At 55.1% G+C, this 12741-nt stretch carries 11 protein-coding genes and 2 tRNA genes; 3 read left to right on the top strand and 10 right to left on the bottom strand.

Translation table 11 applies throughout. The features are described from left to right. Window positions 1-68 precede the first annotated feature (68 nt). Window positions 69-1544 carry a ketol-acid reductoisomerase gene (gene ilvC, locus J2X14_RS19900; RefSeq protein WP_352412879.1) on the bottom strand — a complete coding sequence of 492 codons (1476 nt, stop codon included), beginning with the start codon at window positions 1542-1544 and terminating at the stop codon, window positions 69-71. Between the two features lie 165 nt (window positions 1545-1709). Between ilvC and ilvY the strand changes: the two genes are divergently transcribed. Continuing rightward, window positions 1710-2591, top strand: coding sequence for an HTH-type transcriptional activator IlvY (gene ilvY, locus J2X14_RS19895; protein ID WP_352412878.1), 882 nt, complete (start codon window positions 1710-1712; stop codon window positions 2589-2591). Here the strand turns inward: ilvY and ilvA are convergent, their stop codons facing one another. The 6 genes from ilvA to ilvL form a co-directional block, all read right to left on the bottom strand. Beyond that, window positions 2592-4136 carry a threonine ammonia-lyase, biosynthetic gene (gene ilvA, locus J2X14_RS19890; protein WP_352412877.1) on the bottom strand — a complete coding sequence of 515 codons (1545 nt, stop codon included), beginning with the start codon at window positions 4134-4136 and terminating at the stop codon, window positions 2592-2594. Window positions 4137-4138: 2 nt separating this feature from the next. Continuing rightward, window positions 4139-5989, bottom strand: a complete 1851-nt coding sequence (gene ilvD, locus J2X14_RS19885) for a dihydroxy-acid dehydratase (protein ID WP_352412876.1) — start codon at window positions 5987-5989, stop codon at window positions 4139-4141. A 63-nt stretch (window positions 5990-6052) separates the two neighbouring features. Beyond that, window positions 6053-6982 (bottom strand): branched-chain-amino-acid transaminase, encoded by a 930-nt coding sequence (gene ilvE, locus J2X14_RS19880; RefSeq protein WP_352412875.1) that lies wholly within the window; start codon window positions 6980-6982, stop codon window positions 6053-6055. Between the two features lie 18 nt (window positions 6983-7000). Further along, window positions 7001-7258: an acetolactate synthase 2 small subunit gene (gene ilvM, locus J2X14_RS19875; RefSeq protein WP_352412874.1), complete on the bottom strand. Its 258-nt coding sequence runs from the start codon at window positions 7256-7258 to the stop codon at window positions 7001-7003. Beyond that, entirely contained in the window at window positions 7255-8901 is a 1647-nt protein-coding gene (gene ilvG / locus J2X14_RS19870; RefSeq protein ID WP_352412873.1) for an acetolactate synthase 2 catalytic subunit, read from the bottom strand. Before ilvG ends, ilvM begins: the two co-directional genes overlap by 4 nt. A 149-nt stretch (window positions 8902-9050) precedes the next feature. Continuing rightward, window positions 9051-9149, bottom strand: coding sequence for an ilv operon leader peptide (gene ilvL, locus J2X14_RS19865; protein WP_352412872.1), 99 nt, complete (start codon window positions 9147-9149; stop codon window positions 9051-9053). A 338-nt stretch (window positions 9150-9487) separates the two neighbouring features. On the opposite strand from ilvL, the gene J2X14_RS19860 reads away from it, so the two are divergent. Beyond that, on the top strand, window positions 9488-11008 hold the full coding sequence (locus J2X14_RS19860) for a YifB family Mg chelatase-like AAA ATPase (protein WP_352412871.1): 1521 nt from the start codon (window positions 9488-9490) through the stop codon (window positions 11006-11008). Window positions 11009-11070: 62 nt separating this feature from the next. Here the strand turns inward: J2X14_RS19860 and J2X14_RS19855 are convergent, their stop codons facing one another. Beyond that, complete coding sequence (locus J2X14_RS19855; protein ID WP_352412870.1) at window positions 11071-11409, bottom strand: MaoP family protein; 339 nt, start codon at window positions 11407-11409, stop codon at window positions 11071-11073. Window positions 11410-11530: 121 nt separating this feature from the next. On the opposite strand from J2X14_RS19855, the gene hdfR reads away from it, so the two are divergent. Beyond that, on the top strand, window positions 11531-12358 hold the full coding sequence (hdfR, locus tag J2X14_RS19850; RefSeq protein WP_352412869.1) for an HTH-type transcriptional regulator HdfR: 828 nt from the start codon (window positions 11531-11533) through the stop codon (window positions 12356-12358). Window positions 12359-12562: 204 nt separating this feature from the next. Here hdfR and J2X14_RS19845 read toward each other — a convergent pair. Both J2X14_RS19845 and J2X14_RS19840 read right to left on the bottom strand, forming a co-directional pair. Beyond that, a tRNA-Trp gene (locus tag J2X14_RS19845) sits at window positions 12563-12638 on the bottom strand. A gap of 9 nt (window positions 12639-12647) precedes the next feature. After that, window positions 12648-12724 (bottom strand) — tRNA-Asp (locus J2X14_RS19840). Between the last annotated feature and the right edge of the window lie 17 nt (window positions 12725-12741).

The raw sequence follows: 12741 nt of genomic DNA, 5'->3' as shown, positions 1-12741 counted from the left end.
GCACAAAGAATTATACCGCCAGGACATGCTACGTCAGCCAACGCATCGGCAGGCGGCAACAGAGAGCATCAGCCCGCGACGGAAATACGCTTCATATCGGTCATATAACCGCGCAGCTTACGTCCCACCGCTTCGATCGGATGATTGCGCACCGCTTCGTTGACATCACGCAGCTGAGCATTATCGACCGCCGCAGGCGCAACCTCTTTGCCTAAGTCCCCAGCCTGCAGCGTGGTCATAAACTCTTTCAGCAACGGTACGGCAGCGTTAGCAAACAGATAGTTGCCATATTCCGCGGTATCCGAGATCACCACGTTCATTTCATACAGGCGCTTACGGGCGATGGTATTGGCGATCAGCGGCAGCTCATGCAGTGATTCGTAATAGGCGGACTCTTCGATAATGCCGGAATCAACCATGGTTTCAAATGCCAGCTCAACGCCCGCTTTCACCATTGCCACCATGATGACGCCGCGATCGTAGTATTCCTGCTCGGAAATTTTGCCTTCATACTGCGGCGAGTTTTCAAAGGCGGTCTGGCCGGTTTCTTCACGCCAGGTCAGCAGCTTTTTATCGTCGTTGGCCCAGTCAGCCATCATGCCGGAAGAGAATTCACCGGAGATGATGTCATCCATATGCTTCTGAAACAGCGGCGCCATGATGGTTTTCAGCTGTTCGGAAAGCGCGAAGGCGCGCAGCCTGGCGGTGTTGGATAAGCGATCCATCATCAGCGTGATACCGCCATGCTTCAGCGATTCGGTGATGGTTTCCCAGCCGTATTGCAGCAATTTGCCTGCGTAAGCGGGATCGGTGCCGTCAGCCACCAGCTTGTCGTAACAGAGCAGCGAACCGGCCTGTAACATACCGCAGAGAATGGTCTGCTCGCCCATCAGGTCAGATTTCACTTCGGCAACGAAAGAAGATTCCAGCACGCCTGCGCGGTGACCGCCGGTCGCCGCAGCCCAGGCTTTGGCGATCGCCATGCCCTCGCCTTTCGGATCGTTTTCCGGGTGTACCGCAATCAGCGTCGGCACGCCGAAGCCGCGCTTATACTCTTCGCGCACTTCAGTACCCGGACACTTCGGCGCCACCATCACCACGGTAATATCTTTACGGATCTCTTCACCCACCTCAACGATGTTAAAACCGTGCGAATAGCCCAGCGCCGCGCCCTCTTTCATCAACGGCTGCACCGCCTGCACCACCGCCGAGTGCTGTTTGTCCGGCGTCAGGTTAACCACCAGATCGGCCTGCGGAATCAGGTCTTCATAAGTTCCAACCTGAAAACCGTTTTCGGTGGCTTTGCGCCAGGAAGCGCGTTTTTCGGCAATCGCTTCGGCACGCAGCGCGTAAGAGACATCCAGACCGGAATCACGCATGTTGAGGCCCTGATTAAGGCCCTGCGCACCACAACCAACGATGACGACTTTTTTCCCTTTCAGGTAGCTTGCTTCATCAGCAAATTCATCTCGCGTCATAAAGCGACATTTACCTAATTGCGCCAGCTGCTGACGCAGGTTCAAAGTGTTGAAATAGTTAGCCATGGGCACTCCGTTTTGAGGTTGTGTTTACCGTTATTTTTTACGCGAAACCTGTTACAGCCTCGCTTTCTATAGCCCCATCATATGACAGGAAATCCGTTGCTTAAATTGATATATTAACAACGTCGCATTGCAATAATTGCAACGTAAAAATGAGGCCTGAATCGCATGGATTTACGAGACCTGAAGCTTTTTTTACATCTGGCGGAGAGTCGGCATTTCGGCCGCACTGCCCGCGCCATGCACGTTTCGCCCTCCACGCTTTCGCGCCAGATACAGCGGCTGGAAGAAGATCTCGGCCAGAGCCTGTTTTTACGTGATAACCGCACCGTTACGCTGACCGACGCCGGTGAGCAGCTGCGCCAATTCGCGCAGCAAACCCTGCTGCAATATCAGCAGATGCGTCATGCTATGGGCCAGCATGGCCCTACCCTGAGCGGCGAGCTGAAACTGTTCTGTTCCGTTACCGCCGCTTACAGCCACCTGCCGCCGATCCTCGATCGCTTTCGCGCTGAACATCCGCAGGTAGAAATTAAACTCACCACCGGCGACGCCGCCGACGCGGTAGAAAAAGTCCAGACCGGGGACGCCGATCTGGCGATTGCCGGTCGCCCTGAAACGCTGCCCGCCAGCATCGATTTCACTTCGCTGGGTCATATCCCGCTGGTATTGATCGCGCCCGCTCTGCCTTGTCCGGTACGCAGCCAGGCAACGCAGTCTGAACCTGACTGGGCGAAAATACCGCTGATCCTGCCAGAGCAGGGCCCGGCGCGCCGTCGCATCGATCTCTGGTTTCGGCGCCTGCGCATCGCTAATCCGTTGATTTACGCCACCGTCTCCGGTCATGAAGCGATTGTATCTATGGTGGCCCTGGGCTGCGGCATTGCCCTGCTGCCTGCGGTGGTGCTGGAAAACAGCCCGGAACCGGTACGCAACCGGGTGCTGGTGCTGGAAAATGTTGATGCTGTCGCGCCCTTTGAGCTGGGCGTTTGCGTGCAGAAAAAGCGGCTCGGCGAGCCGCTGATTAAGGCGTTCTGGCAGCTGCTGTAACTAGCCCGCCAGGAAAAAGCGAAATGCCGGGTTCTGGCTTTCATCATGAAAATCGTAGCCCAGCGCGGTGAGATGCTCCTCAAAGCGCGGCTCATTCTCACCCAGTTCAAACGCCGCCAGTACCCGACCGTAGTCGGTGCCGTGGCTGCGATAGTGAAACAGCGAAATATTCCAGTAGGTGCCCAGCGTTTGCAGGAACTTCAACAGCGCGCCGGGCGCTTCCGGGAATTCAAAGCTGAACAGCCTCTCGTGCAGCGGCTTGGAAGGACGACCGCCCACCATATAACGCACATGCAGTTTGGCCATTTCATCATCGGAAAGGTCAACCACCTGATAGCCGCCCGCGGTTAACTCCTCGATGATTTCCCGCCGCTCTTCCCGGCCACGCGTTAAACGCACCCCGACAAATATGCAGGCGTCTTTGGCATCGGCGTAGCGGTAGTTAAATTCCGTTACCGCGCGTCCGCCCAGCGTCTGGCAGAACTTCAGGAAACTGCCCTGCTGCTCCGGGATAGTGACGGCCAACAGCGCTTCGCGCTGCTCGCCAAGCTCACAACGTTCCGAGACGTAGCGTAGCCCGTGAAAGTTAACGTTAGCGCCGGAAAGCACATGCGCCAGCCGCTCGCCTTGCAGATTATGCTGCTGGATATATTTTTTCATGCCCGCCAGCGCTAACGCGCCGGAAGGTTCCGCCACGGCGCGCACGTCTTCAAACAGATCTTTCATCGCCGCGCAGATGGCATCGCTGTCTACGGTAACAATGTCATCAAGGTATTCCTGACACAGACGGAAGGTCTCGCTGCCGATGCGCCTTACCGCCACGCCTTCGGCAAACAGCCCGACGCGCGGTAAATCTACCGGCTTGCCCGCTTTCAGCGCCGCCTGCAAACAGGCTGACTCGGCGGCTTCAACCGCGATCACTTTAATCTGCGGCATCAGCTGCTTGATTAATACCGCCACGCCCGCCGCCAGCCCGCCACCGCCGACCGGCACAAAAATGCGATCGAGATGCGCATCCTGTTGCAGCAGTTCCATCGCCAGCGTTCCCTGACCGGCGATCACCGCAGGATGATCGAAGGGCGGAACAAAGGTATAGCCCTGCTGTGCCGCCAGCTCGATCGCTTTCGCTTTCGCCTCGTCAAAGTTGGCGCCGAACAGATAAGCCTCACCGCCAAACGCGCGTACCGCCTCGACTTTAATATCAGCCGTGGTAACCGGCATCACAATCAGCGATTTGATGCCCAGTCGACTGGCGGAAAGCGCCACGCCCTGAGCATGATTTCCCGCCGAGGCGGTAACCACGCCGCGCGCCTTTTGCTCCTCATTCAGGCCTGCGATCATCGCGTAAGCGCCACGCAGCTTAAAGCTGTGTACCGGCTGGCGATCCTCGCGTTTCACCAATACCGTGTTGCCAAGGCGGGCAGAAAGCTTTTCCATTTTTTGCAGCGGCGTGACCTGCGCCACTTCATAAACCGGCGAACGCAGGACGGCGCGCAGATATTCAGCGCCGCAGGGCGCGTTGGATAACGGTTGAGACTCAGCCATCCTTAGCCTCCCAGCTTCGATTTATCGCGCACTGCGCCTTTATCGGCGCTGGTTGCCAGCGAAGCATAGGCGCGCAGCGCAAAGGAGACCTGACGCTCGCGCGCATGCGGCGTATACGCGGCATCGCCACGCGCTTCTTCCTGCTCACGGCGCGCATGCAGTTTGTTGTCCGGCACATCAAGCCGGATGCCGCGGTTCGGGATATCGATTTCAATGATGTCGCCATCCCGCACCAGCGCGATGGTGCCGCCGCTGGCCGCTTCCGGCGAGGCGTGACCGATAGAAAGCCCGGAGGTGCCGCCGGAGAAACGTCCGTCGGTGATCAGCGCGCAGCTTTTCCCCAGCCCCATGGATTTCAGATAGGTGGTTGGATAGAGCATCTCTTGCATGCCCGGCCCGCCTTTCGGCCCTTCGTAGCGAATCACCACCACGTCACCGGCCACCACTTTGCCGCCCAGAATCGACTCAACCGCATCTTCCTGGCTTTCATACACTTTTGCCGGGCCACGGAAAGTCAGGATCTCTTTGTCTACGCCTGCGGTTTTCACAATACAGCCATCTTCCGCCATATTGCCGTACAGCACCGCCAGCCCGCCGTCCTGGCTGTAGGCATATTCGCGCGCGCGGATACAGCCTTCCTGACGATCGTCATCCAGCGTGTCCCAACGGCAATCTTGCGAAAACGCCTGGGTGGTGCGGATGCCTGCCGGTCCGGCGCGGAACATTTTTTTCACCGCTTCATCCTGCGTCAGCATGATGTCGTAGTTATCCAGCGCATCGCGCAGCGTGGTGCCCAGTACGTTGTGTACGTCAGTTTGCAGCAGTCCGGCACGATCCAGCTCGCCGAGGATGCCGATCACGCCACCTGCGCGGTGAACATCTTCCATATGGTATTTCTGCGTGCTGGGCGCGACTTTGCATAAATGCGGCACCTTGCGCGACAGGCGATCGATATCGGAAATATTGAAATCGATCTCACCTTCCTGCGCCGCCGCCAGCAGGTGCAGCACGGTATTGGTCGAGCCGCCCATGGCGATATCCAGCGTCATCGCGTTTTCAAACGCGGCTTTATTGGCGATATTGCGCGGCAGTGCGCTTTCATCGTCCTGCTCGTAGTAGCGTTTCGCCAGGCTCACGATGCGTTTACCGGCGTTCAGGAACAACGCTTTACGATCGGCATGGGTCGCCAGCAGCGAGCCGTTGCCCGGCTGCGAGAGACCCAGCGCTTCGGTCAGGCAGTTCATGGAGTTGGCGGTAAACATGCCGGAACAGGAGCCGCAGGTAGGACAGGCGGAGCGTTCAATCTGATCGCTTTCGGCATCGCTGACGTTAGGGTTGGCGCCCTGAATCATCGCGTCCACCAGATCCAGCTTGATGATTTTATCGGACAGCTTGGTTTTGCCCGCTTCCATCGGCCCGCCAGAGACAAAAATGGCCGGAATGTTGAGGCGCAGCGCCGCCATCATCATCCCTGGGGTGATTTTATCGCAGTTGGAAATACACACCATCGCATCGGCGCAGTGCGCATTCACCATATATTCTACCGAGTCGGCAATCAGTTCGCGCGACGGCAGAGAATAGAGCATGCCGCCATGACCCATGGCAATCCCGTCATCGACCGCAATCGTATTGAATTCTTTCGCCACGCCGCCCGCAGCTTCGATCTCCTCGGCAACCAGTTTCCCCATGTCGCGCAGGTGCACGTGACCCGGCACGAATTGGGTAAAGGAGTTAACGACGGCGATAATCGGTTTGCCGAAATCGGCGTCGGTCATTCCTGTGGCGCGCCACAGGGCACGGGCACCGGCCATATTACGGCCATGAGTGGTAGTGGCGGAACGGTACTTAGGCATGCTCTGTTTACTCCAGTCGGGATAAAGACGCGGGCCGATCAGCGCACCCGCAAAATCAAGGTGTTATGGGTTTACCGGATCCAGCCAGCCCCATTTATCTTCAGTTTCGCCGGTGAACAGGCCAAAGAATGCCTGCTGCACGCGTTTCGTTACCGGGCCGCATTTGCCTTCACCAACCTGAATGCCGTCGACGCTGCGCACCGGGGTGATTTCAGCTGCGGTGCCGGACATAAACACTTCATCAGCCAGGTAGAGCGATTCACGCGACAGCACCTGCTCACGCACTTCAATGCCCGCGTCTTTCGCCAGCTTAATAATCGCGTCGCGGGTAATGCCCGGCAGCGCGGATGAGGAGAACGGCGGGGTAAACAGAATGCCGTCTTTTACTTCAAACAGGTTTTCGCCTGCGCCTTCCGAGATATAGCCGTTGGTATCCAGCGCGATACCTTCCTGATAACCGTGACGGCGAGCTTCGCTGCCGACCAGCAGGGAAGAAAGATAGTTGCCGCCCGCTTTAGCCGCAGTAGGGATAGTGTTTGGCGCGACGCGGTTCCATGATGAAACCATCGCATCGATGCCCTGCTCCAGCGCTTCTGCGCCCAGGTAAGCACCCCACGGGAAGGCGGCAATAATCACATCGGTGCCGTAGCCATCCGGCGGATTAACGCCCAGACCGACATCACCCACAAAAGCCAAAGGACGGATATAAGCACTTTGCAGCTTGTTCACTCGCAGCACGTCACGGCAGGCGGCCATCAGTTCGTCCACGTTATATTTCAACGGAAAACGATAGATTTTGGCCGAGTCGTGCAGGCGCTGCATATGTTCACGATGGCGGAAGACTACCGGGCCTTTGTGCGAGTCGTAGCAGCGGACGCCTTCAAAAACCGAGGTGCCGTAATGCAGGGCGTGAGACATGACGCTGACCTTCGCCTCTTCCCATTTCACCATCTCACCGTTGAACCAGATAAAGTCTGCTTTCTTCGTACTCATTCTTATTTCCTTTCGCGACTAGGCGCGGATTTGTTGTGTTGTCTGTTGTTGAATCTGGACGCAAGCGACATCCATCAGTTTACTCAGCTGTGTTGACAGTAAATCGACTGAGCGCTGACTGGCAACGGTCATCTCAATATTAATATTCTCTGCGCTGGTTCCGCTGGCCATATTCATCGCACAGACCTGAAAGCCGCGATGACGAATCACGCGCAAAATACGCTCCAGAACTTCCGGCCGGAAACGCGCTTCGATAGATAACTGGTGCTGGTTCATACGGTTTTCTCCATCATGTTTGCGTTGCTGGCACCGGGCGGCACCAGAGGCCAGACGTTTTCAAGCTCATCAATCGCCACATGCAACAGATAAGGGCCTTCACTGTTCAGCAGCGCGTCTAATGCGGCGTCGACCTGGTCTTTACGGGTGATTCGCTGGCCAGGAATATCAAAGGCGTTTGCCAGCATCAGAAAATCGGGATTGTCGGACAGGTTGGTTTCGCTGTAACGCTCGGAAAAAAACAGCTGCTGCCACTGGCGCACCATGCCTAAGCGTTGGTTATCCATCAGCACGATTTTTATCGGCAGCTTTTTGCGCTTGATGGTGCCCAGCTCCTGCACGTTCATCATGAAAGAGCCATCGCCGGATACGCAGATCACGCAATCGTCCGGTCGGGCTACCTGGGCGCCCACCGCCGCTGGCAGACCAAACCCCATCGTTCCCAGTCCGCTTGAGGTGATAAAGTCTTCTGGCGCGCTGAAAGACATATGCTGCGCCGTCCACATCTGGTGCTGCCCAACATCTGTCGTGACGATGGCGCGTTTCGCTTTGCGATCGGACAGCTGGCGCAAAAACAGCGGCGCATAGATCGCCTCGCCCGGATGATCGTAACGCCAGCTGTGCTCAGCTTTCAGCGTGATAACCTCGGTACGCCACTCATCAATCTGACACGGCTGCGCCAGTTCAGGCAGCAGCGCGTTAAAATCGCCTTGTAAGCCAACGTGCGCCCGACGCAATTTGTTCAGCTCAGCAGGATCGATATCCAGATGAATCACGCTGGCGTGCGGTGCGAAGGTATCAAGTTTGCCGGTAACCCGATCGTCAAAGCGCGCGCCGACAGCAATCAGTAAATCGCACTGTTGTACCGCCAAATTCGCCGCTTTGGTGCCGTGCATGCCTAACATTCCGAGGTAGCAAGGATCGCTGGCAGCGGGCGCGCCCAGACCTTTCAGGGTCGCTACGGTGGGGATACCGGTCTGCTGAACAAAGTCGCGCAGTGCCGGTACGGCCTGTGCGATACCCACGCCGCCGCCGATATACAGAATGGGTTTTTTCGCCTGCGCAATCAGCGCGCGCGCCTGCTGTAATTCCTGATGGGGATGCTCTACGGTCTCGGCAACCGGCAGCAAATGTGGTGTTAAATCGCCGCTGGCGACCTGAATATTTTTAGGGATATCAACCAGCACCGGGCCTGGACGCCCCGATTGCGCAATGGCAAACGCCTCGGCCATCACTTCAGGCAGCGTCTCTAACGACTCAACCAGAAAGCTGTGCTTGGTGCAGGCCAGCGATAAACCCAGTACGTCAATTTCCTGAAAGGCATCGGTGCCGATCAGCGGGGCGGCAACCTGCCCGGTGATGGCGACAACGGGAACAGAATCCATCATGGCATCCGCCAGGCCGGTAATCAGGTTGGTGGCGCCCGGCCCGGAAGTGGCGATACAGACGCCGACGTTGCCGGTAGCGCGCGCATAACCGATAGCCGCCATCGCAGCGCCCTGTTCGTGACGGCACAATAGGTGTTCAACGCCTCCGTCATACAGCGCGTCATAAACCGGCATAATCGCACCGCCCGGATAACCGAATACGGTTTTCACCCCTTGCGCACGCAACGCTTGAACCACCCATTGAGCACCTGTCATCGTTATTCACCTGCCTGATAGCGGGAACAACAGCATTTTATGCTACTGTGCATTGTTTGTTCCTCTTTCATTGACTGTCCCGATACCTGACCATAAAAAAACCCCCGGACCTTTCGGTGCGGGGGTTCTTTTAGATTCAGGCTTGATTTTTAAGCCTTTCTTCCTCCGAGCGCAGCCCCGCACGGTGTGATAATAATCACCACCACGCTAATCACGACTAGGCTAATCACTCGTAGAAGGGTTTTCATATGCTGTTCAAAATTTCACTTATTCGAAGTAATGCCTAAAGAGGTATCACAGACAGCTATGCCACGACAACCTTTTTCATCAGAAAATTTTATAGCTGCTGCCACTCTGCTTAAAAATAACCTTCTATTTCAGCAGGTAACCATTATTGAAAGTTATTCATTACGCACCTTGCGTAACGGATTAAATGTGCCATGAGTGTTTTTTCAATCCGGCTGTTTTTACTTTTTTGCCAGCGGTAAAAAGATATTTTTCGAGAAGCCGCGCAGTTTTATTCACTGAGCGTCGCTTCATTACCGCACCCTACGCATACTTCTTCGAGATAATACAAGGAGCGAGTATGTCTTTATCCCGCGTTATGACACGTGCGGCGTTGGGCGTGGAAGCGCCGCTGGTAACGGTAGAAGTGCATATAAGTAACGGGCTACCCGGCCTCTCTCTGGTGGGTTTACCGGAAAAGACGGTGAAAGAAGCGCGTGACAGAGTACGTAGCGCCATGATTAACAGCGGTTTTACTTTCCCGGCAAAACGCGTCACGGTGAATCTGGCACCCGCTGATTTGCCCAAGGAAGGCGGCCGTTTCGATCTTCCTATCGCTATCGCCATCCTTGCCGCTTCAGAGCAACTCCCCGACGTAAAACTGGCACAGTATGAATTCCTGGGAGAACTGGCGCTTAGCGGCGCGCTCAGGGGCGTACAGGGCGCGATTCCCGCTGCGATGGCCGCGACAGAGGCAGCAAGAAGGTTAATTTTGCCCGCCGAAAACGCTGCGGACGTCGGTTTAGTGCAGCAGGGGGAAGCACTGGTTGCCGACAATTTAACGGAGATCTGTGCTTTTCTTTTACAGCAGCGATCGCTGTCAGCAGGCCGGGCCGACGTGATTTCTCTCGAAGAGAAAAGTGAAGATCTGCGCGATATCATCGGCCAACAGCAGGGAAAGCGTGCGCTGGAAATTGCGGCAGCCGGTGGACACAATCTGCTGCTTATTGGTCCGCCGGGAACAGGAAAAACTATGCTGGCCATGCGGCTGACGGGGCTGCTGCCTCCGCTGACCGAGCAGGAAGCGCTGGAGTGCGCCATTATCGCCAGTATCGTAAAAAGCGGTGATGTACATAAGCAGTGGCGAAAGCGGCCGTTTCGCCTGCCCCATCATAGCGCAACGCTTTATGCGCTTATTGGTGGGGGAAGTATCCCGCAGCCGGGAGAAATCACGCTGGCGCATAATGGAGTGCTGTTTCTGGATGAGCTACCGGAGTTTAATCGTAAAACGCTTGATGCGCTGCGTGAGCCGCTGGAAACCGGAGAAATTACCATTTCCCGTGCCCGGGCAAAAGTAACCTGGCCTGCGCGTTTTCAGCTGGTTGCGGCGATGAATCCCAGCCCGATGGGACATTATCAGGGCAGTCATAACCGCAGCTCGCCGCAGCAGACGTTGCGCTATTTGAATCGTTTATCAGGGCCTTTCCTCGATCGTTTCGATCTTTCTCTGGAGATCCCATTGCTGCCAGCTGGCATGTTAAGCCAGCCGCAAAAAAATATGGAAGGCAGCAATGAAGTGCGATTACGGGTAGTGAAAGCACGCGAACGCCAGCTGGCACGCCAGGGTAAGGTGAATGCGCTCATGAGTAACGCAGAAGTGCAGCAATGGTGTGAGCTGCAAAAGGCGGACGCGGAATGGCTTGAGTCGGTTTTGGTTAAGCTGGGGCTTTCTGTGAGGGCGTGGCAGCGCTTGTTAAAGGTCTCTCGCACCATTGCGGACTTAGCGCAAGACGAAACGCTTAGCCGTGCGCATTTGATGGAGGCGTTAAGCTATCGCGGTATGGATCGTATGCTGGCTCATTTGCATAAAAGCCTGGAATAGAAATGGGGCCGTAGCCCCATTTTAACGTCAGATGTCAGCTTTTCTTTTAAAGAAGATTTTGCTTAATCATCGGAATCGCTATAGTCTTCAACGCCTTCCATTTGTGGTTTACCACCTGAAAGAGTATGAAAGCGCTTTGGACGCTTGATGCGCGTCATATACTTGCTCCAGACACGCTCAGCTTCAGTTTGTGGTTCACGTAAACCGCGACATACTTCTATAAACTGACGTTCTTCTTCTGTCGCAGGCTCACGTCTGGACAGATCAAGCTCATTAAACGCGTAACCGTGTCTCTCAAGAAGCTGAGCTTCTTTAATAGTGAAGTCACCATGACGCGAAAACCCACGCGGGTAGTGTTTGTTATCAAAAAAACGATTATTTGTTGCGAAGCTATCCGCCATTTTACACGCTCCTAACTCTTCTATGGCCGTGCGATTTATGGCGCGGAGTATTAGTTAGGCTTGACAGAGTGTAAAACAAAACATTTAAATCATTACGACAAACAAATTTTTGGGAGTGGCTGTGGATACGGAATTATTGAAGACCTTTCTTGAGGTGAGCAGAACGCGCCATTTTGGTCGTGCAGCAGAAGCCCTCTACCTTACGCAATCGGCAGTAAGTTTCCGCATCAGGCAGCTGGAGAACCAGCTGGGTGTGAATCTTTTTACGCGTCATCGTAATAACATCCGGCTGACCTCTGCCGGTGAACGTCTGCTTCCCTACGCCGAGAGCCTAATGAGTACCTGGCTGATGGCTAAAAAGGAGGTAGCGCATACTCAGCAGCATCATGAGCTATCGATTGGTGCCAGTGCGTCTCTTTGGGAGGCTTATTTAACGCCATGGCTGCAAACGCTGTATGAAAAGCGTGAAAGCCTGCATCTGGAAGCACGCGTCGCGCAGCGACACCTATTGGTTAAACAACTGCATGAGCGTCAGCTTGATCTGTTAATTACCACCGAAGCGCCAAAAATGGATGAACTGACCAGCCAGCAGATTGGTCATATTTCGTTGACGCTATTTCGTTCGCGCAAAAGTGAAAAGCGCGAAAAATATGACTATATCAAGCTGGAATGGGGCGCGGATTTTCATCAGCATGAGAGTTACCTGGCCGGTGCAGACGATGTTCCGGTGCTTACAACCACATCCGCACAGTTAACAAGACAGCTGTTGCACACTACCGGTGCCTGCGCCTTTTTGCCGGATAACTGGGTTCAGCTTTATCCCGATTTGACTGTTATTCCTGATACGCCGGTTGCCGTCAGACCACTGTATGCCGTGTGGTTACAGAACAGCGATCAGCAGTCTCATATTCGTCAGTTACTCAAATTCCCGGTTCTGGTTCCGTCATAATTGTTTTTAAAACAAGAAAATAGTTTTCTAAAAGAATAAGGGTGAGGGGAGTTTTCCGTTCATCCTGCCATTATGGCAACGGTAAAGCGGTTACTACGTTGAGGGGCTAGATTATTTGGTTATCTGATTATCCAGGTAGCTTGTTGGCTTGTTGGCTTGTTGCAGGCAAAAAAAAATCCTTTGCGTTAGCAAAGGATCTTTATCTGGCAGGGGCGGAGGGACTCGAACCCCCAACACCCGGTTTTGGAGACCGGTGCTCTACCAATTGAACTACGCCCCTAAATAAGGGTGGCGGTGCGGACGGGACTCGAACCCGCGACCCCCGGCGTGACAGGCCGGTATTCTAACCGACTGAACTACCGCACCACCGAATACTGCATTAC

The sequence above is a fragment of the Mixta sp. BE291 genome (assembly GCF_031457955.1).
Taxonomy (GTDB): domain Bacteria; phylum Pseudomonadota; class Gammaproteobacteria; order Enterobacterales; family Enterobacteriaceae; genus Mixta.
The sequence above is the reverse complement of the archived record's forward strand: the minus strand, read 5'-3'. Positions and strand labels throughout refer to the sequence as shown.

Excerpts from the sequence above, each read along its gene's own strand:
- ilvM (WP_352412874.1), bottom strand. The coding sequence starts at position 7,258 with ATGAACCAGCACCAGTTATCTATCGAAGCGCGTTTCCGGCCGGAAGTT.
- J2X14_RS19860 (WP_352412871.1), top strand. The coding sequence starts at position 9,488 with ATGTCTTTATCCCGCGTTATGACACGTGCGGCGTTGGGCGTGGAAGCG.
- ilvC (WP_352412879.1), bottom strand. The coding sequence starts at position 1,544 with ATGGCTAACTATTTCAACACTTTGAACCTGCGTCAGCAGCTGGCGCAA.
- ilvE (WP_352412875.1), bottom strand. The coding sequence starts at position 6,982 with ATGAGTACGAAGAAAGCAGACTTTATCTGGTTCAACGGTGAGATGGTG.
- ilvY (WP_352412878.1), top strand. The coding sequence starts at position 1,710 with ATGGATTTACGAGACCTGAAGCTTTTTTTACATCTGGCGGAGAGTCGG.
- J2X14_RS19855 (WP_352412870.1), bottom strand. The coding sequence starts at position 11,409 with ATGGCGGATAGCTTCGCAACAAATAATCGTTTTTTTGATAACAAACAC.
- ilvG (WP_352412873.1), bottom strand. The coding sequence starts at position 8,901 with ATGACAGGTGCTCAATGGGTGGTTCAAGCGTTGCGTGCGCAAGGGGTG.
- ilvD (WP_352412876.1), bottom strand. The coding sequence starts at position 5,989 with ATGCCTAAGTACCGTTCCGCCACTACCACTCATGGCCGTAATATGGCC.
- ilvL (WP_352412872.1), bottom strand. The coding sequence starts at position 9,149 with ATGAAAACCCTTCTACGAGTGATTAGCCTAGTCGTGATTAGCGTGGTG.
- ilvA (WP_352412877.1), bottom strand. The coding sequence starts at position 4,136 with ATGGCTGAGTCTCAACCGTTATCCAACGCGCCCTGCGGCGCTGAATAT.